This window comes from Belnapia arida (assembly GCF_016773205.1).
GTDB lineage: Bacteria > Pseudomonadota > Alphaproteobacteria > Acetobacterales > Acetobacteraceae > Belnapia > Belnapia arida.
This window is the reverse complement of record NZ_JAETWB010000006.1, coordinates 234,655-258,686: the sequence shown is the minus strand read 5'-3', so window position 1 is coordinate 258,686 and position 24,032 is coordinate 234,655. Positions and strand designations below refer to the sequence as shown.

The 24,032-nt window shown below is 70.2% G+C and carries 22 protein-coding genes; 11 read left to right on the top strand and 11 right to left on the bottom strand.

Going from position 1 to position 24,032, the window contains the following annotated elements; translation table 11 throughout:
- The first annotated feature begins 73 nt into the window (after window positions 1-73).
- Together JMJ56_RS15720 and JMJ56_RS15715 are read left to right on the top strand one after the other, a co-directional pair.
- Window positions 74-610, top strand: a complete 537-nt coding sequence (locus tag JMJ56_RS15720; protein WP_202832691.1) for a nucleotidyltransferase family protein — start codon at window positions 74-76, stop codon at window positions 608-610.
- On the top strand, window positions 610-1,716 hold the full coding sequence (locus JMJ56_RS15715) for a DSD1 family PLP-dependent enzyme (RefSeq protein ID WP_202832690.1): 1,107 nt from the start codon (window positions 610-612) through the stop codon (window positions 1,714-1,716). Before JMJ56_RS15720 ends, JMJ56_RS15715 begins: the two co-directional genes overlap by 1 nt.
- A 52-nt stretch (window positions 1,717-1,768) precedes the next feature.
- On the opposite strand, the gene JMJ56_RS15710 is transcribed toward JMJ56_RS15715, so the two are convergent.
- The gene (locus JMJ56_RS15710; RefSeq protein WP_236037798.1) at window positions 1,769-2,899 is read right to left on the bottom strand and encodes a D-alanyl-D-alanine carboxypeptidase family protein; all 1,131 of its coding nucleotides are present in this window, start codon (window positions 2,897-2,899) and stop codon (window positions 1,769-1,771) included.
- A gap of 382 nt (window positions 2,900-3,281) precedes the next feature.
- On the opposite strand from JMJ56_RS15710, the gene JMJ56_RS15705 reads away from it, so the two are divergent.
- The 4 genes from JMJ56_RS15705 (at window position 3,282) to JMJ56_RS15690 (ending at window position 7,424) form a co-directional block, all read left to right on the top strand.
- Entirely contained in the window at window positions 3,282-3,803 is a 522-nt protein-coding gene (locus JMJ56_RS15705) for a phasin family protein (RefSeq protein ID WP_202832688.1), read from the top strand.
- A gap of 250 nt (window positions 3,804-4,053) precedes the next feature.
- Complete coding sequence (gene clpS, locus JMJ56_RS15700; protein WP_236037797.1) at window positions 4,054-4,416, top strand: ATP-dependent Clp protease adapter ClpS; 363 nt, start codon at window positions 4,054-4,056, stop codon at window positions 4,414-4,416.
- Window positions 4,417-4,642: 226 nt separating this feature from the next.
- The gene (gene clpA, locus JMJ56_RS15695) at window positions 4,643-6,997 is read left to right on the top strand and encodes an ATP-dependent Clp protease ATP-binding subunit ClpA (RefSeq protein ID WP_202832687.1); all 2,355 of its coding nucleotides are present in this window, start codon (window positions 4,643-4,645) and stop codon (window positions 6,995-6,997) included.
- An 88-nt stretch (window positions 6,998-7,085) separates the two neighbouring features.
- On the top strand, window positions 7,086-7,424 hold the full coding sequence (locus tag JMJ56_RS15690; RefSeq protein ID WP_328702397.1) for a carboxymuconolactone decarboxylase family protein: 339 nt from the start codon (window positions 7,086-7,088) through the stop codon (window positions 7,422-7,424).
- Here JMJ56_RS15690 and JMJ56_RS15685 read toward each other — a convergent pair whose 3' ends face one another.
- The 4 genes from JMJ56_RS15685 to JMJ56_RS15670 form a co-directional block, all read right to left on the bottom strand.
- Entirely contained in the window at window positions 7,425-7,865 is a 441-nt protein-coding gene (locus tag JMJ56_RS15685) for an NUDIX hydrolase (RefSeq protein ID WP_202832686.1), read from the bottom strand.
- 112 nt (window positions 7,866-7,977) lie between these two features.
- Complete coding sequence (gene upp / locus JMJ56_RS15680) at window positions 7,978-8,607, bottom strand: uracil phosphoribosyltransferase (RefSeq protein ID WP_236037796.1); 630 nt, start codon at window positions 8,605-8,607, stop codon at window positions 7,978-7,980.
- 10 nt (window positions 8,608-8,617) lie between these two features.
- Entirely contained in the window at window positions 8,618-9,760 is a 1,143-nt protein-coding gene (locus JMJ56_RS15675) for a URC4/urg3 family protein (protein ID WP_328702394.1), read from the bottom strand.
- Entirely contained in the window at window positions 9,757-11,007 is a 1,251-nt protein-coding gene (locus JMJ56_RS15670) for a GTP cyclohydrolase II (protein ID WP_202832684.1), read from the bottom strand. Before JMJ56_RS15670 ends, JMJ56_RS15675 begins: the two co-directional genes overlap by 4 nt.
- 129 nt (window positions 11,008-11,136) lie before the next feature.
- On the opposite strand from JMJ56_RS15670, the gene JMJ56_RS15665 reads away from it, so the two are divergent.
- The gene (locus JMJ56_RS15665; protein WP_202832683.1) at window positions 11,137-12,228 is read left to right on the top strand and encodes a TRAP transporter substrate-binding protein; all 1,092 of its coding nucleotides are present in this window, start codon (window positions 11,137-11,139) and stop codon (window positions 12,226-12,228) included.
- 9 nt (window positions 12,229-12,237) lie between these two features.
- Here the strand turns inward: JMJ56_RS15665 and JMJ56_RS15660 are convergent, their stop codons facing one another.
- From JMJ56_RS15660 to JMJ56_RS15645, 4 genes are all read right to left on the bottom strand, one after another.
- Window positions 12,238-13,872, bottom strand: coding sequence for a GMC family oxidoreductase (locus JMJ56_RS15660; RefSeq protein ID WP_202832682.1), 1,635 nt, complete (start codon window positions 13,870-13,872; stop codon window positions 12,238-12,240).
- A 26-nt stretch (window positions 13,873-13,898) separates the two neighbouring features.
- Window positions 13,899-14,690: a 2-keto-4-pentenoate hydratase gene (locus JMJ56_RS15655; RefSeq protein WP_202832681.1), complete on the bottom strand. Its 792-nt coding sequence runs from the start codon at window positions 14,688-14,690 to the stop codon at window positions 13,899-13,901.
- 157 nt (window positions 14,691-14,847) lie between these two features.
- Window positions 14,848-15,858 (bottom strand): zinc-binding alcohol dehydrogenase family protein, encoded by a 1,011-nt coding sequence (locus JMJ56_RS15650; RefSeq protein WP_202832680.1) that lies wholly within the window; start codon window positions 15,856-15,858, stop codon window positions 14,848-14,850.
- Window positions 15,855-17,021: an epoxide hydrolase family protein gene (locus tag JMJ56_RS15645; RefSeq protein ID WP_202832679.1), complete on the bottom strand. Its 1,167-nt coding sequence runs from the start codon at window positions 17,019-17,021 to the stop codon at window positions 15,855-15,857. The genes JMJ56_RS15650 and JMJ56_RS15645 overlap by 4 nt, the downstream gene beginning before the upstream one ends.
- Window positions 17,022-17,159: 138 nt before the next feature.
- Between JMJ56_RS15645 and JMJ56_RS15640 the strand changes: the two genes are divergently transcribed.
- Window positions 17,160-18,131, top strand: a complete 972-nt coding sequence (locus JMJ56_RS15640; protein WP_202832678.1) for a Bug family tripartite tricarboxylate transporter substrate binding protein — start codon at window positions 17,160-17,162, stop codon at window positions 18,129-18,131.
- Here the strand turns inward: JMJ56_RS15640 and JMJ56_RS15635 are convergent.
- Together JMJ56_RS15635 and JMJ56_RS15630 are read right to left on the bottom strand one after the other, a co-directional pair.
- Entirely contained in the window at window positions 18,118-19,038 is a 921-nt protein-coding gene (locus JMJ56_RS15635; protein ID WP_202832677.1) for a glycosyltransferase family 2 protein, read from the bottom strand. The genes JMJ56_RS15640 and JMJ56_RS15635 overlap by 14 nt on opposite strands.
- Entirely contained in the window at window positions 19,035-20,123 is a 1,089-nt protein-coding gene (locus tag JMJ56_RS15630; protein WP_202832676.1) for a glycosyltransferase family 2 protein, read from the bottom strand. The genes JMJ56_RS15635 and JMJ56_RS15630 overlap by 4 nt, the downstream gene beginning before the upstream one ends.
- A gap of 314 nt (window positions 20,124-20,437) precedes the next feature.
- Here JMJ56_RS15630 and JMJ56_RS15625 point away from each other — a divergent pair, with 314 nt between their 5' ends.
- From JMJ56_RS15625 to JMJ56_RS15615, 3 genes are read left to right on the top strand one after another with little or no spacing between them, the layout of a single operon-like run.
- Window positions 20,438-21,892, top strand: coding sequence for a UbiA family prenyltransferase (locus tag JMJ56_RS15625; RefSeq protein ID WP_202832675.1), 1,455 nt, complete (start codon window positions 20,438-20,440; stop codon window positions 21,890-21,892).
- A gap of 12 nt (window positions 21,893-21,904) precedes the next feature.
- Entirely contained in the window at window positions 21,905-23,266 is a 1,362-nt protein-coding gene (locus tag JMJ56_RS15620; protein ID WP_202832674.1) for an FAD-binding protein, read from the top strand.
- The gene (locus tag JMJ56_RS15615) at window positions 23,263-24,006 is read left to right on the top strand and encodes an SDR family NAD(P)-dependent oxidoreductase (RefSeq protein ID WP_202832673.1); all 744 of its coding nucleotides are present in this window, start codon (window positions 23,263-23,265) and stop codon (window positions 24,004-24,006) included. The genes JMJ56_RS15620 and JMJ56_RS15615 overlap by 4 nt, the downstream gene beginning before the upstream one ends.
- Window positions 24,007-24,032: the final 26 nt, after the last annotated feature.

Genomic DNA, 24,032 nt, shown 5'->3' with positions numbered 1-24,032 from the left:
TCTGGCGCACGCTGCACTCCATGCACCGCTTCGTCGCAGGCCGCGCCCGCATCCCAAGGTGGATGGAGCCGGCATGATCCCCATCGACCCCGGCCTGCTGGCCGCGCTGCGCAGCCTCGCCAGCCTCGGCCTCCCCGATGCCTGGATCGGCGCTGGCGCGCTCCGCAACCCGTCCTGGGACGCGCTCTCCGGCTTTGCCCCCGGCACCAACCCGCCGGAGGATATCGACGTCGTCTGGTTCGACCCCGCCCGCGCCACGCCGGAGGCCGATGCCGCCATCGAGGCCCGGCTCCACGCGCTGCATCCTGGCCTGCCCTGGTCGGTCCACAACCAGGCCCGCATGGCCGCCCGCAACGGCGACGCCCCCTACGCCTCGACGCCGGATGCCATCGCCCACTGGCCGGAGACCGCGACCGCCATCGCCGCCCGCTGGACCGCGAACGGGGTCGAGACCATCGCCCCGCACGGCACCGCCGACCTGCTCGGCCTCGTCCTCCGCCCGACCTCGCCCGGCAAGGCCGCGGCGATGGCGGCCCGCGCCGCCGCCAAGGGCTGGACGCGCCGCTGGCCCCGCCTGACCATGGCCCCGACCAACCGGAGCCACCGCTGATGCTGCAACCCCCGCCCGCCGAACCCGGCATGCACGAGCAGGAGATCGACACTCCCGCCCTGGTGCTCGACCTCGACTCCTTCGAGGCCAATCTCGACCGTATGGCGAGCCTGCTCGAGGGCACCGGCGTGAAGCTCCGCGCCCACGCCAAGACGCACAAGTCACCTGTCATCGCCCGCCTGCAGATGCAGCGCGGCGCCGTCGGCCAATGCGTCCAGAAGGTCGCCGAGGCCGAGGTGCTGGCCTGGGGCGGCATCCCCGACATCCTGGTGAGCAACCAGGTGGTCGGCCACCGCAAGCTGGCCCGCCTCGCCGCCCTCCAGCGCATCAGCCAGGTCGCCATCTGCGTCGACGGGCCGGAGCAGGTCGATTCCCTGGAAGCCGCCGCCGCGGCGGCCGGCACCCGCATCGCCGTCCTGGTCGAGATCGATTGCGGCGGCTCCCGCTGCGGCGTCGAGGCCGGTCCGCCCACCGTGGCGCTCGCCCGGCGCATCGCGGAGAGCCCGCACCTGATCTTCGGCGGGCTCCAGAGCTACCACGGCAGCGCCCAGCACATCCGCGCGCCCGAGGCCCGTGCCGCCGCCATCGCCCATGCGGTGGAGCTGACGCGCCGCAGCGTCGAGCAGCTGCGCCAGCAGGGGCTCGACTGCGCCATCGTCGGCGGCGGCGGCACCGGCACCTTCGGCCATGAGCTGGCGAGCGGCGTCTATACCGAGATCCAGGCCGGCTCCTACGCCTTCATGGATGCCGACTACGCCCGCAACGCCGAGCCGCCGCCCTTCCGCCACGCCCTCTTCGTGCTCTCGACGGTGATGAGCCGCGCCATTCCTGGCGTCGCCGTGCTCGACGCCGGCCACAAGGCGGTGGCGATCGACAGCGGCCTGCCCCTGGTCGCCGGCCGCCCCGGCCTCCGCTACGCCGGCGCTTCGGACGAGCATGGGAAACTGCTGGTGGAGGACGGTGCCCCACCGGCGCTCGGGGAGAAGCTGCGCCTCATCCCCGGCCATTGCGATCCGACGATCGACCGTTACGACTGGTATGTCGGCGTGCGGGGCGGCCGGGTGGAATGCCTCTGGCCGATCGCCTCGCGCGGGGCGATGGCCTGATGCCTGCGCGTGATCAGCGGCCTAACGGCCACTGCTCACGCCTGCGCCCTGCTCAACGCGTCCGGCGATTCGGCCGCGCCGCCGGCGCCGCCGCCTTGGCCGGCCGCGCCATCGGCCGCACTGCCGGCCGGCCGTCGCTGTCACCCTGTTCGATGCGCGCCACCGGCCGCAGCGTCGTCCGCGTGCCGACGGTCCGCAGCAGCGTCGGCCTGGCTGCGGACATCGCCGCCCGGGCCGGCCGCACCTCCGGCTTGGCCGCCGCCGCGACGGCCGTCCGCCGCGCCGCCCGCAGCGGCGCCGCATGGGCCGTCGCCAGCACATGCCGCCCGCGCAGCGGGCTCGCCTGGGCTGCGGCCAGGAAAGCCGGCGCCCGCCGCACCGCCACGGCGACGCCCATCTGGCCGAATCCCTGGTCGAGCAGGGCCATCATGTGCCGGTCCCGCTCCCGGCTCGTCTGCCCGCCGAAAACAGCCGCGATCAGCCGCACCCCGTCCCGCTGAGCGCTGGCGACGAGGTTGAAGCCGCTGTCGTTGACGTAGCCGGTCTTGATGCCGTCCGCGCCGTCATATTCCTGCAGGAGGCGGTTGTGGTTCCAATGCGTCCGGCCGCGGAAGACGAAATGCGGCGTGGAGAAGAAGCTGTAGCGCTCCGGAAAGTCGATCATCAGCCGGCGGCCGAGCAGCGCCATGTCGCGCGCCGTCGTCACCTGGTCGAGATCAGGAAGACCGGATGCATTGCGGAAGGTGGTGCGCGTCATCCCGAGCGCCCGGGCCTTCATCGTCATCATCTGGGCGAAGCGGTCCTCGCTGCCGCCGCCGAGGAACTCGCCGAGTGCCGAGGCCGCGTCATTGGCCGACTTGGTGACCAGGGCGAGGATCGCCTCCTCCACCGACAATGTCATGCCCGCGGTGAGGCCAAGCCGCGACGGCGCCATGGAGGCGGAGTTGGCCGAGACGCGGATCGGCGTATCGAGGGTGACGCGGCCGTCGCGCAGCGCCTCAAAGGCGAGGTAGACGGTCATCACCTTGGTGAGCGAGGCGGGGTAGCGCTGCTCGTCCGGGCTGGCGGCGATCAGCACATTGCCGGAGCGGGCATCGGTGACGATGGCGGCGTATCGCTCGCTGCCGATCTGTGCCTGGGCTGGAAGGGTTGTGGCGATGCCACACGTGACGGCAAGGGCCATGACGGCCCCGAAGCGCGATGCGCAGGTCCCCAACATACCAATCCCCCGATGCGCGGCCCATGCCCCCCGGCTGACCTACGAATCGAGCATAAGCTACGCCTTCGTAAGGCTCGGTGTCCACCGGAATGGAATAAGAACCCCGAAATAGCAGAGGGTTAACACTATTGTTTTGATTTTGTTACAAAAATCCCGTGACTTGGCTGCTTGCCCCGCCTCGCGGTGGCGCAAAAAGCTCATGAAAGCGTGATGTTGCGGCGCAAAAAAATCTTGCTAAAGCCATCGCCACCGCTCTACATACCCTCATGCTGCAGTGCAGCAAAAGGCGTGGTCCCCCCGCTGTCCGTGACCCGGGCCGCGCCCTTACCCGTTGAGGAGCAAGGCGATGGCGGTTGTTTCCGAGGCCAAGCTGGCCGACGTGAAGAAGCTGGTGAACGAGGCGGCCGCAGCTGGCCCCGCGAAGGTCCAGAAGATTGTTCAGGACAGCGCCGCCCCGGCGCGAGCCACGATGGAGAAGACGATGGAACAGGCAACGAAGGCCACCGAAGGCATGATGAAGGCCGCTGAGCAGGCGACCGAGTTCAGCCGCGGCAATGCCGAGGCGATGGCGAAGGCCGCCCAGGTCTATATGACCGGCGTGCAGGACCTCTCCAAGCAGACCCTCGCCATGATGCAGGGCTTCAGCGAGCACGCCATTGCCAGCGCCCGCGCGCTTTCCACGGTGAAGAGCCTGAAGGAGGCGACCGAGATCCAGACCTCCTTCGCCCGCACCGCGATGGAGAAGGCCGTGACCGAGACCACGAAGCTGCAGGAGGCCTCGCTGAAGCTGGCCGAGGCCACCTTCGCGCCGCTGACTGCCCGCATGCAGGTCGCGGTCGAGACGATGTCGAAGCCGCTCGCGGCCTGATCGCCTCCGGCCCTTCGGGGCCGGACGACCTAGGGGCCCGGCCCTGGCATCCCCTGGCGGGGGTGCCAGGGCCGGGCCCTTCACGTTTCAGGGCTTTTTCCAGGGCCCTCGCTGACCATATCCTGGCCCACAGCCCCGCTTGGCCCTTCTCCTGGCGCCATCCGGGGCGATATCCTGTCCAGCAGGCCGGGCCGGTTGCCCGGCTGGCCGGATGCCCGAAGGCAGGCGAGGCCTGACCACCAGGAAGCCCATGAGCGCTCAGGACAAGCCGTTGATCGAAGGGGCCACCCCGCCCGGCACGCCACCCGGGGACAACACGCCGAACACCGGCGTCGTCGTGAAGACCCGACCGCGCACCAAGAAGCCGGCCATGTACAAGGTCTTGATGCTGAACGACGACTACACGCCGATGGAATTCGTCGTCCACGTCCTCGAACGCTTCTTCCAGAAGAACCGGGAGGAGGCGACCCGGATCATGCTCCACGTCCACAGGCGTGGCGTCGGCGTCTGCGGTGTCTATACTTATGAAGTCGCCGAGACCAAGGTCACCCAGGTGATGGACCTGGCCCGCCAGAACCAGCATCCCTTGCAGTGCACGATCGAAAAGGAATGATCGCGCAAAGGTGCCGTTTCGACGCGGCATCGGGTGATGGCATGCTGCGTTACCCTCACCAGCCTGCCACCCCGCCGAATGGCGGGCTCGCCGAGACCGACCGGACGACCCAGATCATGACCACGCCTATCGCCGGTTTTCGGACCGGCGCAGAGTTGAGCGGAAACCCACCCGCAGGCCCGGATGTTCCAGGCCTGTTGGGTTTCATCGGGGAGCGTCGCTAAGCATGTTGTCCCGCAATCTTGAGCAGACGCTCCACCGCGCCCTCGGCCTGGCCAATGAGCGCCGGCACGAATACGCGACCTTGGAGCACCTGCTACTCGCCCTGACCGACGACGCCGACGCGGCCACCGTGCTGCGTGCCTGCGGCGTCGACAATGACAAGCTGAAGCGCGATCTCACCGAGTTCCTCGACAAGGATCTCGCGGGCCTCGTGACGGAGCGCGCCGGCGACCCGAAGCCGACCGCCGGCTTCCAGCGCGTGGTCCAGCGCGCCGCCATCCATGTCCAGTCTTCCGGCCGGGACGAGGTGACGGGGGCCAATGTGCTCGTCGCCCTGTTCTCCGAGCGGGAGAGCCATGCCGTCTACTTCCTGCAGCTGCAGGACATGACGCGGCTGGATGCGGTGAACTTCATCTCCCACGGCATCGCCAAGGCGCCCGGCCGCGCGGCCAACCGCCCCGTCCAGGGCACACCCGCTGCCAACCAGGCGCCCGAGGAGCCGGAGAAGGAGGAGAAGCCGCGTGGTGGCCGCGGCCAGGACGCGCTCTCCAACTACTGCGTCAACCTCAACAAGAAGGCGCAGCAGGGCAAGATCGACCCGCTGATCGGCCGCGACCACGAGATCGAGCGGACGATCCAGATCCTCTGCCGCCGCACCAAGAACAACCCGCTCTATGTGGGCGACCCGGGCGTCGGCAAGACCGCGATCGCCGAAGGGCTGGCGAAGCGCATCATCGAGGGCGACGTGCCCGAGGTGCTGGCCAAGTCCACCATCTACGCGCTCGACATGGGCAGCCTGCTCGCCGGCACCCGCTACCGCGGCGACTTCGAGGAGCGGCTGAAGGCCGTCGTCAACGAGCTCGAGCAGCAGCCCGGCTCCATCCTCTTCATCGACGAGATCCACACCGTCATCGGTGCGGGCGCGACCTCAGGCGGGGCGATGGATGCCTCGAACCTGCTGAAGCCGGCGCTCGCCCAGGGCACGCTGCGCTGCGTGGGCTCGACCACCTACAAGGAATACCGCAACTACTTCGAGAAGGACCGGGCCCTCGTCCGGCGCTTCCAGAAGATCGACGTCAACGAGCCCAATCTCGAGGATGCGGTGAAGATCCTCCAAGGGCTCAAGACGAACTACGAGAAGCACCACAAGGTCCGCTACACGCCGGAGGCCATCCGCGCCGCCGTCGAGCTCTCGGCCAAGTACATCCATGACCGGAAGCTGCCGGACAAGGCGATCGATGTCATCGACGAGGTCGGCGCCTCCCGCATGCTGCAGCCCGAGGGCAAGCGGAAGAAGACCGTCACGCTGAAGGACGTCGAGGAGATCGTGGCGAAGATCGCCCGCATCCCACCGAAGACCGTCAGCAACGACGACAAGGAGACGCTCAAGACCCTCGAGCGCGACCTGAAGTCGATGGTCTTCGGCCAGGAGACGGCGATCGAGGCGCTCTCCTCCGCCATCAAGCTGTCCCGTGCGGGGCTCCGCGATGCCGAGAAGCCGATCGGCAACTACCTGTTCAGTGGCCCGACGGGCGTCGGCAAGACCGAGGTGGCGAAGCAGCTGGCGAAGACGCTCGGCATCGAGCTCATCCGCTTCGACATGTCCGAGTACATGGAGCGGCACTCGGTCAGCCGGCTGATCGGCGCGCCCCCGGGCTATGTCGGCTTCGACCAGGGCGGGCTGCTGACGGACGCCATCGACCAGCATCCGCATGCGGTCCTGCTGCTCGATGAGATCGAGAAGGCGCATCAGGATCTCTACAACATCCTGTTGCAGGTGATGGACCACGGCAAGTTGACCGACCACAACGGCAAGACGGTCGATTTCCGCAACGTGATCCTCATCATGACCACCAATGCCGGCGCGGCCGACATGGCGAAGCCCGCCATCGGCTTCGGCAGCAGCGTCCGGGTGGGCGAGGATACGGAGGCCATCCAGCGGATGTTCACCCCCGAATTCCGCAACCGGCTGGATGCGGTGGTGCCCTTCTCGGGCCTGACGCAGGAGATCGTCGGCCGCGTCGTCGAGAAGTTCGTGATGCAGCTGGAGGCGCAGCTCGCCGACCGCAACGTCACCATCGAGCTCAGCTCGGCGGCGAAGGAGTGGCTGGCGGAGAAGGGCTACGACCCGCTCTATGGCGCACGGCCGTTGGCCCGCGTCATCCAGGAGCACATCAAGAAGCCGCTCGCCGAGGAGCTGCTCTTCGGCAAGCTGGCCAAGGGCGGTTCGGTGAAGGTGAACCTGCGCGACGGCGTGCTGGCCTTCGACTACCAGGAGGCCGCGCCGCCCGCCCTGCCGAAGCCGGAGGAAGGCCCCGGTGATGGCGAGGCGGAGAAGGAGCCGGAGGCGGTGGAGTAGCGCTTCACCCCATCCTGACGGAGACTGGGCGGGCGCGGGGGCAACCTCCGCGCCCGTTTCGATTCGGGGGAGACGCGCCGTGAGCGCCATCAAGGACTGGGACGCCTACAACGCCGCCGAGCGGGTGCGCGGCAAGGAGATGAACGCCCTGCATCCGGAGCTGGTGAAGGGCTTCGGCGCGCTCAGCCGCGGCGCCGCCACCACCCAGCATCTGGATGCCAAGACGCGGGAGCTGATCGCGCTCGCGGTCGCCATCACCACGCGCTGCGACGGCTGCATCGATGCGCATGTGCGGAAGGCGAAGGTGGCGGGGGCGACGAAAGCGGAGATCGCCGAGGCGCTCGGCGTGGCGATCGCCCTCAATGCCGGAGCCGCCTTCACCTATGCGCTCCATGCGCTGGACGCGGTGGAAGAAACCGGCGGCTGATCAGGCCTCGGGCCGGGCGAGGTTCAGCATCAACGTCACCAGGCCACCCTCGTCCACGGCCATGGCGGCCTGGGGGAGGGTGAACCAGCGCCGCTCCCGCTCCGACTTCTCCGGCCAGTCCTCCAGCAACTCGTCGACGGCGAGGGGGAAGACCTCCACCTCGCAGGTCACGGTGGCGCCGTCCGGCAGGCGCTTCGGGTAGGCATAGGCGCCGATCGGCACGGAGGTGATGCGGCCGCGGATGCCGGCTTCCTCATAGGCTTCGCGCTCGGCCTGCTTCGCCCCGCCGCATTTCTCGGTCCATCCCTTGGGCAGTACCCAGCGCCGCGTCTCCCGGCTGGTGACAAGCATCACCTGCGTCTCGCCATCCGCCTGCCGGAAGGGCAGGGCGGCGCATTGGCGGCTGCGGCGGGTCTGGTGACGCTTGCGCTTGTTGGGCATGGTTCTGGGTATGCAACCTACCGTAGAAAGATTGTGCATTCATGGACGCAAATTCAATGACAGATTATACCAAAGTGGTCCAGATGACTGGTCCGGAATCGCACGTGTCCCGCTAACGTGTTCCAAACATGCGGTCTCCGGCGTCGCCGAGGCCGGGGACGATGTAGCCATGGCCGTCGAGATGGCTGTCGATGGCGGCCGTCCAGATCGGCACCTCCGGATGGGCGCCGTGGAAGCGCTCGATTCCCTCCGGCGCCGCCAGCAGGCAGACCAAGCGAAGCTCCTTGCACCCGCGCTCCTTCAGCCGGTCCACGGCGGCGACGGCGCTGTTGGCGGTGGCGAGCATCGGGTCGAGCACCACGACCAGCCGCTCCGCCACGTCGGGCGGCGCCTTGAAGTAGTATTCGACGGCCTGGAGCGTCTTCGGGTCGCGGTAGAGGCCGATATGGGCGATCCGGGCGGAGGGGACGAGGTCCAGCATCCCGTCGACGAAGCCCATGCCGGCGCGGAGGATCGGGGCGAAGACCAGCTTCTTGCCCGAGAGGATGGGTGTCTTCATCCGCGACAGCGGCGTCTCGATCTCGACCTCCTCGAGCGGTAGGTCGCGCGTCACCTCATAGGCCAGCAACATGCCGATCTCGTTCAGCAGGCGGCGGAAGCCCTGGGTGGAGCGCTCGGCGCTGCGCATCAGCGAGAGCTTGTGCTGCACCAGCGGGTGGCGGACGACATGGACCTGGCGCATGGGAAACCTCTTAGAAGACAGTGCCATCGCTGGCGATGCGGAGCGGCGGCCCGCCATCCGCGCGGCGCTCGGCGGCGAGGCGGCGGCCGGCCCACCAGGTGCCTCCTTCCAGCACGCGGGCGAGGGGGAAGGCCTCCGCGGTGACGCCCAGGCGCTCTCTTACCAGGGGCGCGATCCGGTCGAGCAGGGCGACGGTCAGCGCCCGCCAGCCGACGATCAGCGGCGAGCCCGGCGCGTGCTCGCCTGCGGCATCGGCCGGGTCAGTGAGGCGGATGACGCCCATGTCGAGGAAGAGGCCGCCATTGCGGTATTCCGGCAGGCCGGTCAGCGCGTCGATCCCGGTGACGCGGAGGCCGGCCTCCTCCAGCGGCTCGATCAGCGAATAGGCGAGCCATTGCGAGAGCTTGTGGAAGGGGACCGGCCCGTCCGGCAGGGCCGGGTGCGGCCAGATGTCGGGGCCGTTCGGCCAGATGGGGCCGAGCTGGTGCAGGAGGGCGATGAGGATCGTGCGCGCCGGCAGGGCGCCGCCCTCCGCCTGCCCGGCCAGATGGTCGAAGAGCGCGCCGGGCCGGCCGGGGATGGCCTTGCCCAAGCGGCGGAGCAGAGCGGCGCGTCCTTCGAGGCCGACAAGGAGATTGTCGGCACCCACCTGGAAGCCGGCGGCGAGGTCGGCGGCGGTGATGGTGGCGAGCCGGGCGGCATCGGCCCGGGCGCTGCGCCCATCCGTGGCGAAGGCGCCGCCGATGAACATGCGGAAGCTGGCGACGGCCAGCCCCTCGGACCGGGCGAAGACCCGGCCCGTCTCCGCCTCTCGGTAGCGCCATTCCATGCCCGCCCCGGCATCGAGCAGGACGGAGGTGATGGCGAGGTCGAAGGCCATGCGCGGATCGCGGGCGGGGAGGGCGGCCCAGCGATCGACGCCGCCCACGCTGAAATGCCGCCAGCGGGCATGGAAGGGGACGGCGAGGCTCGGATAGTTCTGCCGCACCACCTGCGCGACGAGGTCGGCCGCGGCGGGCAGGCGACCCAGATCAAGCTGCCAGCCTTCCAGTTGCCCCGCCTCGGCGAGCGCGAAGAGTGCCCCGCAGCGTTCCCGCACCGCCTCCGGCGTCAGCAAGTCGGACGGGATGCTCGGCCGATTGGACGCGCTCACATGCTCTCCAGCGGCCGGCCGACGGTGCGGGCGAGGTCGGCGGGGCTCGGCGCATCGGGGGCGAAGTAGCCGGCGGCCTTCTTCGCTTCCATCTCGACGGCGGCGTCGGGCGGGATGCGGTCGGGCGGGATGGGGATGCGCTCCAGCACCTCGATGCCCTGCTCGACCATCGCCTCGTATTTCATGTTGGACATGGAGACGAGGCGGTGGATGCGCGTCACGCCGAGCCAGTGCAGCACGTCGGGCATGAGTTGCTGGAAGCGCGCATCCTGGACGCCCGCGACGCATTCCGTCCGCTCGAAATAGGTCGCCGCCTGGTCGCCGCCCTCCTGGCGCTTGCGGGCATTGTAGACGAGGAACTTCGTCACCTCGCCGAGCGCGCGGCCTTCCTTCCTGTTGTAGACGACGAGGCCGACGCCGCCCCGCTGCGCCGCCCGCACGCCTTCCTCGATGCCCTGGATGAGATAGGGCCGGCAGGTGCAGATGTCGGAGCCGAAGACGTCGGAGCCGTTGCACTCGTCATGCACCCGGCAGGCAAGGCGGGTGTGGCGGTCGGCCAGCGCCCGCGGGTCGCCGAAGATATAGGCGGTGATGCCGCCGATGGGGGGGAGGAAGACCGAGAGGTCGGGCCGGGTGACCAGCTCCGGATACATGCCCCCGGTCTGTTCGAAGAGGGTGCGGCGGAGGTCGTGGTCGGCGACGCCGAAGCGCTCGGCGATGCCCGGCAGCCACCAGACCGGGTCGATCGCCGCCTTGGTGACGGAGACATCGCCATTGGCGTGCAGCACCTGGCCGTCCGGCGCCAGCTCGCCCGTGCCGATCAGTGCGTTCAGCTCCGCCATGTTCAGCCGGGCGCGGGTGATGGCGATGGTCGGGCGGATGTCGATGCCCTCGCCGATCGCCTGGCCGAACACCTGGCCCGCGACATGCCCCCAGGGGTCGAGCGAGACGATGCGCCCCGGCCCGGTCCATTGCGGATGGGGGCCGATCTCCGTCACCGGGTGGGTATTGGCAAGGTCCGGGCGCTGCAGGGGCGAGAGCGCGCCGGCCGAGACCGCGAGTGCCCGGTAGAGCGAGTAGGAGCCGCCATGGGTGCCGATCACGTTGCGGTCCGATGGCCGCGTCACGGAGCCGATGACCGGCCCGCGCTCCTCCGGCGTCGGCGCGGCCCAGCGCAGCGGCCAGCGATGCGCCTGCGGCTCCGGGTGGGAGGTGAGGCGGATATGGCGCGGGGCGTTGCTGCTCATGCGAAGAAGATTGCCAGCATGCGGCGCCGGATCAAAGAGGCGCTTCCGCCGTAGCAACGGAAGGTGTTGCCGCCCTATCCTCCGCCCATGCCCCCGGCATGAGGGGCGGGACCAGGGAAGGAAGACAGGATGCAACGCCGCCGTGCCCTCGCGGGCGGGATCGCCGGGATAACCGGCGCCGCCACGCTCGCCACCCCTCATCTAGCGGGCGCCCAGCCGCGCATCCGCTGGCGCTGCCCCAACAGCTTCCCGAAGACGCTCGACACCCTCTACGGCGCGGCCGAGATCGTGGCGCGGCGGGTGCGGGAGATGTCGGACGGCGCCTTCGAGATCACCGTCTCCGGCCCGGGCGAGATCGTGCCCGGCCTGCAGATCCTCGATGCGGTGGGGCAGGGGTCGGTCGAGTGCGGCTTCACCTCCAGCCTCTTCTACTTCGGCAAGGACCCGAGCCTCGCCATCAGCACGACGCTGCCCTGGGGCATGTCGAGCCGGGCGATGTTCGCCTGGCTCAACTACGGCGGCGGGCGCGACCTGCTGCGCGACGTCTTCCGCGACCAGGGCGTGGTCGCCATCCCCGCCGCCTGCACCGGCGCCCAGATGGGCGGCTGGCTGAAGCGGGAGATCAAGGCGCCGGAGGATCTGAAGGGGTTGAAATTCCGCATCGCCGGGCTCGGCGGCAGCGTGATGGCGAAGCTCGGCGTCATCCCCCAGCAGATCGCGCCCTCCGACATCTATCCCGCGCTGGAACGGGGCGTGATCGACGGCGCCGAATATATCGGCCCCTATGACGACGAGAAGCTCGGCTTCGGCCAGGTGGCGAAATACTATTACTACCCCGGCTTCCAGGAGATCGCGCCGAGCACCGACCTGCTGGTCAACCAGCGGGCCTGGGACGGGCTGCCGAAAGCCTACCAGTCCATGCTGGAGACGGCCTCGGCGGAGGCCTGGGCCGCGACGGCGGCGAAGTACGACGTGCTGAACCCGCCGGCGCTGCGGCGCCTGCTGGCGGGCGGTACCCAGCTCCGCCCCTATCCGCGGGAGGTGATGACGGCGCTCTACAAGGCGGCGCAGGAGCTCTATGCCGAACTCGGCGCGCAGAATGCGCGGTTCAAGCGCATCCACGAGCATTGGGACAAGTTCCGGCTGGAGCAGATCCAGTGGTTCCGCGTGGCGGAGGACAGCGCCTCGAATTTCGTCGCGGTGACGACCTCGCAGCGCTGACCGTGACCGTCAGGCGGCCTCCTCGGCCGCCTGACGCCCGAGGACGAAGTCCGCCGCCTTCTCGGCGATCATCAGCGTCGTCGCGTAGGTGTTGGCCGAGGGCATGCTCGGCATGATCGAGGCATCGACGACGCGCAGCCCCTGCATGCCGTGCACCAGAAGCCGGTCGCTCACCACCGCGCTCGGGTCGGTCTCCGGCCCCATGCGGGCGGTGCCGATCAGGTGGTAGGTGGTGCTGCCGTTGCGCTTGGCGAAGTCCAGCAGCTCGTCATCGGTCTGCGCCTGGGGGCCGGGCAGGGTCTCGGCCTCCAGGTATCGCGCCAGCTCCGGCGTGTTCAGCATCCGCCGCACCAGCCGCATGCCGCCGAGATGGACGCGCACATCCATCGGGTCGGAGAGGTAGTTGGGGTTGATCACCGGATCCTCGAAGACGTCGGTGCTGCGCGCAGTGACCCAGCCGGTGCTCTCCGGCCGGTGCTGCCATGCGCCGGCGGTGACGCCTGGATAATCGTCGAGCACATAGACCTTGCCCTCGACATAGGAGCCGGGGGTGAAGACGCATTGCAGGTCCGGCACGTCGAGCCCCTCGAAGCTCTTCCAGAAGACATGCACATGCGAGGGGGCGGTGGCGAGGATGCTGGGCTTGCGCAGCCCCCAACGGGCGATCTGCATCCCGAGCTTCACCCCGCGGCCGAGCTGGTTCAGCGTCTCGACGCCCGGCTTCGCCCGCATGACGAAGCGCGAGGCGTAGTGGTCGCGGAAGTTGGAGCCGACGCCGCGCAGCGCATGCACGACGGGCACGCCGAGCCGCTCCAGAAGGTCGACCGGGCCGACGCCCGAGACCTGCAGCAGCCGCGCCGTGTTCACCGTGCCGGCGGAGAGGATGACCTCGCGCCGCGCCCGCACCTCGCGCGGTGGGGCGCCGCGGGCGGCGAGGTAGCGAATGCCTATGGCGCGCTTGCCCTCGAAGAGGATGGCGCTAGCCCGCGCATTGGTCCGCACCTCGAGGTTCGGGCGCTTCATGGCCGGCTTGAGGAAGGCCCGCGCCGCCGAGACGCGCCGCCCGTTGCGGATGGCCCGCTGGAAGTAGCCGACGCCTGCCTGGTCGCCGCTGTTGTAGTCGCGGGCGCGGGGGATGCCGAGGCCCACGCAGCCCTCGATGAAGGCCTCCGAGACCGGGTGGATCCAGTCCATGTCGGTGACCGGGATGCCGTCCTCGCTGCGGCCGCGCGACGCATCGCCCGCCCCGATGCGGTTCTCGCTGCGCCGGTAGTAGGGCAGGCAGTCGGCATAGCCCCAGCCGCGGTTGCCGCGCTGCGCCCAATTGTCGAGGTCGGCCGGCTGCCCGCGGTTGTAGACCATGCCGTTGACCGAGGAGGAGCCGCCGAGCGTCCGCCCCTGGGTCGTGCTGATGCGCCGCCCGCCCGTCATCGGCAGCGGCTCGGTCTTGAACTGCCAAGTGACGCCGGGGTCGACCAGCGTCTTGATGAAGCCGGCCGGGATGTGGATGAAGGGGTTGCGGTCCGGCGGACCCGCCTCCAGCACGCAGACGGTGACGCGGGGGTCGGCGCTCAGCCGGTTGGCCAGCACCGAACCGGCGGCGCCCGATCCCACGATGACATAGTCGAAGCTGTCGGCGTCCATGCGCGGCGTCCTGCTGATCCCTGGCGTCAGGCTATAAACCGAACGGCGACGCTGCCAAGCCGCCCGAAATCGGCCCGGACCGCGTCGCCCGCCCGGATCTCGAGCGGCACCATGCAGGTGCCGGTGGTGACGTACTGCCCGGCGGCGAGGCCGGGGCCATGGGCCGCCAGCTCGTTCGCCAGCCAGGCGAGGGCGATGCGCGGGTCGCCCAGCACGTTGGCGCCGACCCCCTCTCGGGCGTAGCGCTCGCCGACCCGGGCGGCGACGGGATGCGCGGCGAGGTCGAGGCCGCGCCAGTCGGCCGGCGCCTCCGGCCCGAGGACGAATTGATGGGCGCAGGCATTGTCGGCGATGAGCTGCGGCCCGCCGGCCCGGGCGAAATCACCGAAGCGGCTGTCCGGCACCTCGATGCCGAGATGCAGCGCGCCGACCGCCGCCATTACCTCCGCCTGGGTGTAGGGCAGGGGACGGGGCGGCAGGTCGCGGGCGATGCGGAAGACGAATTCCGGCTCGGCGACCAGCATGGCATTGGCCCCGAGCGGCACCTCGACCCCGTCGGCGAAGACCCGGCTGGCGAGGATGCGCCCGGCGAGCGGCCCGTCGACGCCGATATGCGCCTGCCCGGCCTGGCTCGTGGCGGCGATCTTCCAGCCGAAGAGCGGCCGCCCGTCACGCCCGTCGAAGCGGGACTGGATCGCATAGCCCTCCGCCCGGCTCGCCGGCCGCAGCGGGGCGGGGAGGGCAGCGAGGCGCCGTCCTTCCTGCCAGTGGCGCCAGAGCAGCGCGGCGGCTCCCTCGGCCGCTCCGTCGTCGAGCATCCTCGTTCCTCCCGACCTGATCTTCTGGACCGGTTCGCCGAAACCGGCCCCCTGTGGTGTCCTTCGGCGGCGTTGACGCGGAAGGCCGTGCGAGGCCTTCGGGAGCAAATCGCCAATCCGGGGCCCCCGCAAAGCCGCGCAGCGGTTTGCGAGGAAATCAGAAGCCTTCCAGCACGATCTTGCCCCGCACGCGCCCCGCCTCGATGGCAGCATGGGCGCGGCGCAGATTCTCCGCGTTGATCCGGCCGTAATGCTCGGGCGCCGCCGGGCGGAGCCTGCCGGCATCGATCAGCGAGGCCGCCTCGGTGAGGATGGCGTGCTGGCGCTCCATGTCGGCGGTGCGGAACATCGGCCGGGTGAACATCGCCTCCCAATGGATCGAGACGCTCTTGAACTTCACCAGGCGGAGGTCGAGCGGCTCCGGGTCGTCGATCAGGCCGAACCGTCCCTGCGGCGCGATCAGCTTGGCGATCTCGGCCCAGGCGGCGGCATCGGTATGGGTCGAGAAGACGTAGCGCACCGGGCCGAACCCCTTCACCTGCGCCGCCAGCGGCTGGCCGTGATCCACCACCTCATGCGCCCCGCATTCGCGCACCCAGGCAGCGCTCTCGGGGCGGGAGGCGGTGCCGATGATCCGCAGCCCGGTCAGCGCCCGAGCCAGGGCGATGGCGATGGAGGGCACCCCGCCGGCGCCGCCGAGCATCAGCAGCGAGCAGCCCGCGCCGCCGCCGCGGGGGATCTCCAGCCGGTCGAACAGCATCTCCCAGGCGGTCAGCGTGGTCAGAGGCAGGGCCGCCGCCGCGGCATGGGACAGGCTTTCGGGCTTGCGGCCCACGATCCGCTCGTCGACCAACTGCAGCTCGGCATTGGAACCCGGCCGGTCGAGCACGCCGGCGTAGAAGACCGCGTCGCCGGGGCGGAACAGCGTGCAGCCCGGGCCGGCCGACTCGACGATGCCGGAGGCGTCGTAGCCGAGGACGCGCGGCGCCTCGGGCGAGGCCTCGAAGACGGCGCGGCTCTTCGCATCGCGCGGATTGACCGAGACGGCCTGCACGCGGACCAGCAGGTCGCGGCCCTCGGGCGATGGCGGCGCCGGCAGGTCGAGGTCCTGGAGCGAGCGCGGGTCGCCGATCGGCAGGCCCCGCTCGGTATAGCCAACGGCCTTCATGCGGCACCTCCCCGCAGCGGGCGGAAAAAGGCGGCGATCTCCTCGGCCAGCGCCGCCGGCTGCTCCATGGCGGCGAAATGCCCGCCGCGCTGCATCTCCGTCCAGCGGCGGATATCGGTATAGGTCCGCCCGGCGATGCTGCGCGGCGGGCGGCGGATCTCCTTCGGGAAGGCGGCGTAGCCCATCGGCACATCCACCGTGCGCCCCTCGGGGATCGGCCAGTCGCCATGCATCCGGGCATAATAGGGCCAGAAGGAGGCGCCGATGCAGCCGGTGAACCAGTAGAGCGCGATATTCGCCAGCAGCCGGTCGCGCGGGTGGACGCTCTCCACGTCGCCGTCGCAGTCCGACCAGGCGCGGAATTTCTCGACGATCCAGGCGGCGAGGCCGGCTGGGCTGTCGTTCAGGGCAAAGGCCAGGGTCTGCGGCCGGGTGCCCTGGATCCACTGGTAGCCCGTCTCCTCCCGCATCCACTGCGCCACCTCGTCGAGGTAGCGGCGCTCCTCCGCGGTCGGGTTCTCCGGCGCCGCCTGGTCGGGGCGGAGCGAAAGCAGGTTCAGGTGGATGCCGATCAGCTTCTCCGCATGCGCGACGCCGAGGCGGGAGGCGGTGAAGCCGCCCCAGTCGCCGCCCTGGGCGCCGAATCGCTCGTAGCCGAGCACGCCCGTCATCAGATGGGCGAGGCAGTCCGCGATCGCCTCGACCGGAAAGCGCGGCTGGCCGGGGCGGAAGGACAGGCCATAGCCCGGCAGCGAGGGGACGACGACGGTGAAGGCATCCGCCGGATCGCCGCCGAAATGCGCCGGGTCGGTCAGGCGCGGGATGATGTCGAGGAATTCGAAGACGGAGCCCGGCCAGCCATGCATCAGCAGCAACGGCATCGGGGAGGGGCCCTGGCCCTGGACGTGCAGGTAGTGCAGGTCGATGCCATGCAAGGGCACGGTGAATTGCGGAAAGGCGTTCAGCCGCGCCTCCGCATGGCGCCAGTTGAAGCCGCTCTGCCAGTAGGCGAGCAGGCCGCCGAGATAGTCCACATCGGTTCCCGTCGCCCAGGCCTCACCCGGCGGCTGGTCGGGCAGGCGGGTCAGGGCGAGGCGGGACTTCAGGTCGGCGATGGCTTGGTCAGGAATCTCAAGCCGGAAGGGGTGGGGAGTGGGGAGCATGGTTTCCTCCTTCGCCCAGGCGAGCGCGCGGGGCGGCGCGCGTCAAGCGACGGAACGCTTGGCGATGCACCACGCCCGGCTTGACGCGGCGCGGCCGCCCATTGCCAATGCGCGCCAACAGCCGGGAGGGAGAACGCCATGCGTCGTAGGCATCTGATCGGGGCGGCCGCCCTCCTGCCCGGCATCCGCATTGCCCGGGCGGAGGAGGAGTGGCCCTCCCGCACGGTGACGATCCTGGTGCCCTTCGCTCCAGGCTCCTCCTCCGACATCATCGGACGGGCGCTGGCCCAGGGGATGCAGCAGTCGCTCGGCAAGCCGGTGGTCGCCGAGAACCGGCCGGGTGCGACCGGCGAGGTCGGCGCCCGGGCCGTCATCCGCAGCGCGCCGGACGGCTACACGCTGATGCATGCGCCGATCAGCACCTGGGCGATCAATGTCGCGCTGCGGCCGAACCTCGCCTATGACCCGGTCACGCAGCTGACGCGCATCACCCAGACGGTGCGGACGCCGAACGTGCTGGTGGTGCATCCCGGCCAGGTGCCGGCGAAGACGCTGCCGGAGCTGGTCGCCTGGCTGAAGGGCAATGGCGGCCGCGCGTCCTACTCGACCAGCGGCATCGGCTCCTCCGACCATCTGACGATGGAGATGTTCAAGCAGGCGACAGGCACCGAGGTGGCGCACGTCCCCTATGCCGGCGGCGGACCGGCGACGACCGACCTGATCGCGGGCACCGTGCAGATGTCCTTCCAGAATCTCGGCTCCATCGCGCCGCAGATCAGGGACGGGCGGGTGCGGCCGATCATCATCACCAGCGAGGCACGCAGCCCGCTGCTGCCGGAGGTGCCGACGGCGGGCGAGGCGGGGCTGCGTGACTTCGTCGTCTATTCCTGGCAGGGCTTCGGCGGGCCGGCGGCCATGCCGGCGCCGCTGGTCGCCAAGGTGCACGCCGCAGCCATCGCCGCGCTCCGCGTGCCGCAGACCGCGTCGCGGCTGGCCGATCTCGGCTTCGAGGTGGTGGGCAATTCGCCTGAAGAATTCGCCGCCTTCCAGCAGGCTGAGATCGCCCGCTGGAAGCGCGTGGTGACGCAGGGCGGGATCACCGCGGAATAGCGGAACCCTGCTGCGGCGCCTGCCGCCCGGCGGCGGCGCCGGCGAGCCAGCGGTCGCGGTAGCGGATGCGGAGGCGGCGTGGCGAGTGCGGCATCAGCCGCATCCCCTGCGCGGCGATGCGGTAGACGACACGGCGCAGGATGTCCTTCGGCAGCGAGCCGGCGACATAGTTGCGGCCCTCGCCGGCGCCGTAGCGGAAGGCGCGCTCGAGGATCCAACCTTCCTCCATCTGCTCCGGGCGGATGATGTGGCGCAGGCGGGCCGAGGCCTCGAACCAGCCGCGATGCCCGGCCACCTCCAGCCGCCGCAGCAGCTCCGTCTCGCTGCCCATGGCGTAGAGCGGGTTGGTGCCGTCCGGCCCGACATGCTCGGCGAAGCGCGTGCCGGCGCGGAAGAGGTCGGCGCGGATCGCCATGTTGGGGCCGAAGATGTCGGCGAAGCCGCAGGGCCCGCTCGGCCGCAGCTGCTGCGAGTAGAGCATGCTGAACTCGACGACCTCTTCCGAGAGCCAGTCGGGCTTCGGCCGCGGCCATTCGGGCGCCACCGTGCCGCCGAACATGTCCGCCTCCGGATGCTCGTCGGCCGCTGCCAGCAGGCGGACCAGCCAATCGGCATCCGGCAGCACGTCGTCATCGGTGAAGACGGCGAGGCGGCCCTGCAGTTCGGGCAAGGCGAGGTTAAGCGCACGGTTCTTGCCCGGCTTCGGGCAGGAAAGGATGGTCAGCGGCAGCCGCCCGGCGAAGCCCTGCAGCACAGCGAGTGTATCGTCGCCGCTGCCGTTGTCGGTGACGACCAGCTTCCACCCGCCCTCCGGCGATCGCAGGCCGGTGAAGGCTTCCAGCACGCGCGGAATGGCATGCGCGCGGTTGCGCGTGGCGAAGAAGACGGTGAGGGCAGGCTCGCTCATCGATGGGTCTTGCCGGCTTCGTCGGCGCGAGCGCCGATGTCGAGGGTCGGGATGACGGGCTCGCCGTCGCGGCGCAGCAGGGCGCGCAGCAGGCGGCCGGGCAGGCTGCGCTTCTTGTGCTCGCCCATCAGCGCCATGCGGGTGAAGCCGCGCGCATAGGCGAGGCGCCAGCGCAGCGCCAGCAGGGCCGTGCTGTCCTGCGGCAGCAGCGAGCTCGGCAGGGTGATGGCCTCGACGACGAGGCGGCGCGGCAGCTCGCGCCAGACCTGCTCCGGCGCGCCGAGGATGCGGCGCGTGGCGACCGTCGAGGCGCCCTGCCAGTAGAGCCGCTCCAGCAGCCATTCCGGCCGCAGCCGGCGCGCCTGGATCTGGTGACGCACGACGATGCTGCTGTCGTACCAAGCGGAATAGCCGCGGTCCTGCAACCGCCAGCCGACCTGCACATCCTCGTCCGAGAGCAGCAGCTTGCCGACGCGGCCGAGCCGGTCGGCGAAGCCGCCCATCTCCAGCAGCGGCCGGCGCTGCACGATCATGTTCACGCCGTAGGGCTCGAGCCCGTCCGGCACCTGCGGCGTGCGGAACTCGCCGGTGCCTTCCCATTCGATGATCGAGAGCACGCCGCGCAGGCTGTCCGGCCACCAGTCCGGCAGCGGCGCCTCCCAGACTGGCAGCACGCGGCCGGCGAGCACGCCCGGCCACGGGTCGCGCGTCGCCGCGACGCGCTGGATCTGCTCGATCCAGTCCGGCATGGCGAGCGCGTCGTCATCGAGATAGGCAATGAAGTCCGCCTCGCTCACCTCGGCGCCGAGGTTGCGCGCGGCGCTCGCGCCGGGCCGGTCCACGCGAAGCAGGCGCGCATTCGGCAGCGGCGCGACCAGCGCAGCCAGCTCCTCGCTCACCGCGGGCGCGGAGCAGCTGTCGACGACGACGATGTCGAAACCGTCCGGACCGACCGTCTGCTGGCGCAAGCTCTCAAGGCAGCTGCGCACGTAGTGCGGCCGGTCATGCGTGACCAGGCAGGCGGTGACGCTCGGCACGCGGGCGGTGGGTGGCGTCGCCGCCTCGCCATGGTGTGTCGTTGTCATCCTGTCCTCGGTAATGACCGTATCCTGCATCCGCCACCATGTCCCGGAAGCCGCCGGAAAATAGGAGCGGTACGCATGTAAAGGAAAGATCGTCGCACCCTCACGGTGCTGCGGTTGCGGTCACGTTGCGTTGCGTGCGCATACCGGCCTGGAGACGCGCCAGGGTTGCATCGGCCTTTGACATTTGTGGTCAAACCTCAGTGTGCACAACAAGACGTTTCTGCGTGAAGTTGCATGTCTCACGCCAATGGCATTACCCGAAGGCGGGAGCAAATGTGATTTTGCGCTGCGGTATGGGATCGGATCGGTACTGGATGCAAGGGGTGCAGACGAGCGAGGCGCTTCCCGGGACGGCGCGGTTGTTGCCGCTTGCCGTCGATCTCGATGGGACGTTGCTGGCTACCGATACGCTTCATGAAGGATTGGTGGAGGCGCTGCTGCACAGCCCCGCCGCCGTCCCCGGCCTGCTGCGCAGCCTGCCGGCGGGCCGCGCCGCCTTCAAGCGCCGCGTCAGTCAGCAGGCGCCCGCCGATGCCGCGGGGCTGCCGCTGCGCCAGCCCTTCCTCGACTGGTTGCGCGAGCAGCACAGCCTCGGCCGCGAGCTGCATCTCGTCACTGCCGCCGACCAGGCGATCGCCGATGCGGTCGCGGCACATGTCGGGCTGTTCCGCAGCGCGACGGGCAGCGACGGCACGCGCAACCTGCGCAGCGAGGAGAAGGCGCAATTCCTTCGCCGCTCCTTCCCCGAGGGCTTCGCCTATGCGGGCGACAGCCGGCACGACCTGCCCGTCTTCGCCGCCGCCACCGAGATCGTTCTGGTGAATGCCAGCCCCGCGACCGCCGCCGCGGCGCGCAGCATCAACCCCGCCGTCGTCGCCGAATTCCCGCCCGAGGGTTCGCGCCTCCGCACCTGGATCGGCGCGCTCCGCGTCCACCAGTGGTCGAAGAACGTCCTGGTGCTGGTGCCGCTGCTGCTCGGCCACAAACTGCATGACGCGACGGCGATCCTGCACTGCGTGCTGGGGATGCTGCTGCTGAGCCTCGCCGCCTCCGGCACCTACCTGCTGAACGACCTGGCCGACCTCAACGCCGACCGGCAGCACCGCAAGAAGCGGCACCGCGCCATCGCCTCGGGCCGCATCCGCCCGCTGCACGCGCTGGCCGTGGCGCTAGGCCTCATCACCTTCGCCCTGCTGGCGCCGCTGCTGTTCCGGCCGATGCTCTCCGTCGCCATCATCGGCTATTGCGGGCTGTCGCTGCTTTATTCCGGCGGCCTCAAGCGCATAGCGCTGATCGACACGCTGACCATCGCCGCGCTTTTCACCATGCGGCTCTCGCTCGGCATCGAACTTGCCGATGTTCCCTATTCGCCCTGGCTGGTGGCCTTCGCCGGCTTCTTCTTCTTCTCCCTGGCGCTGGCCAAGCGGCATTGCGAGCTGATGGAGGCGCGCGAGGGCGGCGGCCTCGCGCGCCGCGGCTGGGAGGTGGAGGACTGGCCGCTGACGCTCGGCTTCGGCGCCGCGGCGGCGATCGGCGCCCTGCAGATCATGATCCTTTATGTCGCCGACGATGCGCTGCCCTCGCGCATGTACAGCAATCCGGCTTGGCTCTACGTCGCGCCCGGCGCGGTCGCCATCTGGCTGATGCGAATCTGGCTGCTGGCGCATCGCCGTGAGTTGCAGCACGACCCGGTGGTCTTCGCGCTGCGCGATCCCTGGTCCTGGGGCATCGGCCTGGTCGCCGCCGTCGCCATTGTCCTGGCGCTGTAGGGACAGGCCGCTATGCCCGATACGCTGGCCGCGCAAGCGGCGACGCGCCCCACCGCCTGGAAGCAGACGGCACTGCAAGGCTGGGGTCGCTCCAGCCTCAGCCCCTGCCTCGCCGCGCGGCCGGAGAGGTTGCGCGAGCTGCGCGCCGCGCTCGACGCGCCGGAGGGGCGCACGCTCATCGCCCATGGCGGCGGGCGGAGCTATGGCGATGCGGCGCTCAACACAGATGGCGCCGTGGTCGTCACCGGCCGGCTCGACCGCATCCTCGGCTTCGACCCGGCGACGGGCGAGCTGGTGGCGGAGCCAGGCGTCACCTTCGCCGATCTGCTGGATGTCTTCCTGCCGCGCGGCTTCGTCGCCCCGGTCTCGCCGGGCACCGCGCATGTCACGCTCGGTGGCGCGCTGGCGAACGACGTCCACGGCAAGAACCACCACCATGCCGGCAGCTTCGGCGAGCATGTGCTCTGGTTCGACCTGCTGCTGGCCGATGGGCGGATGCAGCGCGTCTCGCCTGAGAGCGACCCCGCCCTGTTCCAGGCAACCATCGGCGGCATCGGCCTCACCGGCCTCGTCGCCGCGCTCTGCTTCCGGCTGATGCGCGTGCCCTCCAACGCGCTGGCGGTACGCCGGCGGCGGGTGCGCAACCTCGACGATTTCCTCGCCGGCTTCGCGGCTGCTGGCGGCGCCACCTGGTCGGTCGGCTGGATCGATGCGCTGGCCGGCGGCGCCTCCCTCGGCCGTGGCGTGCTGGAGACGGCGGAGCCGGCCGAGTCGGGCATCGAAGCCCGTCCGGCCAAGGCAAGGCGCTTCCCCATCGACGCGCCGGGCTGGCTGCTGAACGGCGCCAGCGTGCGCGCCTTCAACGAATTTTACTGGCGCCGCGTGCCGGCCTCCGGCCAACAGGTGACGGTGCCGTATCGCCAGTTCCTCTACCCGCTCGATGCCATCGAGGGCTGGAACCGGATGTATGGCAAGCAGGGCTTCCGCCAGTTCCAGTGCGTGGTGCCGCCCGGCCCCGGCGAGGCGGCGCTGCGCCAGCTGCTGGAGACGGTGGCGGCGGGCGGCAATGCCTCTTTCCTCGCCGTGCTGAAGGTAATGGGGCCGCAGGGGCAGGGGATGCTTTCCTTCGGGATGCCCGGCTATTCGCTGGCCCTCGACATCCCCGCCCGGCCCGGCAGCGAGGCGATCTTCGCCCGGCTGGAGCGTATCACCCGCGATGCCGGCGGGCGCATCTACCTGGCGAAGGACAGCCTGCTCTCGGCCGAGAGCTTCGCCGCCATGTATCCGCGGGCCGACGAGTTCCGGGCGGTGCGGCAGCGGGTGGATCCCCACCGGCGGCTCTCCTCCGACATGGCGCGGAGGATCGGGCTGTGAACGAGACCTGGCTGATCCTCGGCGCCTCCTCGGCCGTGGCGCGGGCCTTCGCGCGGGAGGCCGCGGCGCATGGCGCCGCGCTGTTGCTCGCCGGGCGCGACATGGAGGATCTGGAGCACCAGGCCGCCGACCTCGCCATCCGTCACGGCGTCTCCGCCCTGCCGATGCGCTTCGAGGCGCGGGAGCTCGCCAGCCATGCCGGCTTCGTCGCCGAATGTCGGCAGCGGGCGGGCAGCGGGCTGCTCAACGTGTTCCTCGCCTTCGGCGTCATGCCGGATCAGGCGGAGGCGGATGCCGATCCGGCGGTGGCCGCCGGCATGGTGGAGGCGAACTTCACCGGCGCGGCCTCGGTGCTCGGCGTGCTCGGACCGGTGCTGGAGGCGCAGCAGGGCGGCACGGTCGTCGCGCTCGGCTCGGTCGCCGGCGACCGCGGGCGGAAGCGCAACTTCCTCTACGGCGCCACCAAGGCGGCACTGCTGGTTTATCTGCAAGGTTATGCGGCTCGGCTCTCGGGGGCCGGCGTGCGGGTGCTCTGCATCAAGGCCGGACCGGTCGACACGGGGATGACCTGGGCTCTGCCGCGGCTGCCTTTCATGGCCTCGCCCCGCGAGTTCGCCGCCGCGGCTTGGCGCCGGGCGGGGCGCGGCGGGGGCAGCGCCTATCTTCCAGTTATCTGGTGGCCGGTGATGACCATCATCCGCCTGCTGCCGACGCCGATCTTCAACAGGCTCAACATCTGACTTTCGGCGCCGCCTGCAGTTGGCTG

Bases quoted from the DNA above. Each gene is read 5' to 3' on its own strand.
- JMJ56_RS15625 (WP_202832675.1), top strand. From the start codon at position 20,438: ATGCAAGGGGTGCAGACGAGCGAGGCGCTTCCCGGGACGGCGCGGTTG.
- JMJ56_RS15655 (WP_202832681.1), bottom strand. From the start codon at position 14,690: ATGCTCGACGACGGAGCGGCCGAGGGAGCCGCCGCGCTGCTCTGGCGC.
- JMJ56_RS15620 (WP_202832674.1), top strand. From the start codon at position 21,905: ATGCCCGATACGCTGGCCGCGCAAGCGGCGACGCGCCCCACCGCCTGG.
- JMJ56_RS15645 (WP_202832679.1), bottom strand. From the start codon at position 17,021: ATGCTCCCCACTCCCCACCCCTTCCGGCTTGAGATTCCTGACCAAGCC.
- JMJ56_RS15650 (WP_202832680.1), bottom strand. From the start codon at position 15,858: ATGAAGGCCGTTGGCTATACCGAGCGGGGCCTGCCGATCGGCGACCCG.
- JMJ56_RS15640 (WP_202832678.1), top strand. From the start codon at position 17,160: ATGCGTCGTAGGCATCTGATCGGGGCGGCCGCCCTCCTGCCCGGCATC.
- JMJ56_RS15720 (WP_202832691.1), top strand. From the start codon at position 74: ATGATCCCCATCGACCCCGGCCTGCTGGCCGCGCTGCGCAGCCTCGCC.
- clpA (WP_202832687.1), top strand. From the start codon at position 4,643: ATGTTGTCCCGCAATCTTGAGCAGACGCTCCACCGCGCCCTCGGCCTG.
- clpS (WP_236037797.1), top strand. From the start codon at position 4,054: ATGAGCGCTCAGGACAAGCCGTTGATCGAAGGGGCCACCCCGCCCGGC.
- JMJ56_RS15630 (WP_202832676.1), bottom strand. From the start codon at position 20,123: ATGACAACGACACACCATGGCGAGGCGGCGACGCCACCCACCGCCCGC.
- JMJ56_RS15665 (WP_202832683.1), top strand. From the start codon at position 11,137: ATGCAACGCCGCCGTGCCCTCGCGGGCGGGATCGCCGGGATAACCGGC.
- JMJ56_RS15635 (WP_202832677.1), bottom strand. From the start codon at position 19,038: ATGAGCGAGCCTGCCCTCACCGTCTTCTTCGCCACGCGCAACCGCGCG.
- JMJ56_RS15670 (WP_202832684.1), bottom strand. From the start codon at position 11,007: ATGAGCAGCAACGCCCCGCGCCATATCCGCCTCACCTCCCACCCGGAG.
- upp (WP_236037796.1), bottom strand. From the start codon at position 8,607: ATGCGCCAGGTCCATGTCGTCCGCCACCCGCTGGTGCAGCACAAGCTC.
- JMJ56_RS15715 (WP_202832690.1), top strand. From the start codon at position 610: ATGCTGCAACCCCCGCCCGCCGAACCCGGCATGCACGAGCAGGAGATC.
- JMJ56_RS15660 (WP_202832682.1), bottom strand. From the start codon at position 13,872: ATGGACGCCGACAGCTTCGACTATGTCATCGTGGGATCGGGCGCCGCC.
- JMJ56_RS15705 (WP_202832688.1), top strand. From the start codon at position 3,282: ATGGCGGTTGTTTCCGAGGCCAAGCTGGCCGACGTGAAGAAGCTGGTG.
- JMJ56_RS15710 (WP_236037798.1), bottom strand. From the start codon at position 2,899: ATGGCCCTTGCCGTCACGTGTGGCATCGCCACAACCCTTCCAGCCCAG.
- JMJ56_RS15685 (WP_202832686.1), bottom strand. From the start codon at position 7,865: ATGCCCAACAAGCGCAAGCGTCACCAGACCCGCCGCAGCCGCCAATGC.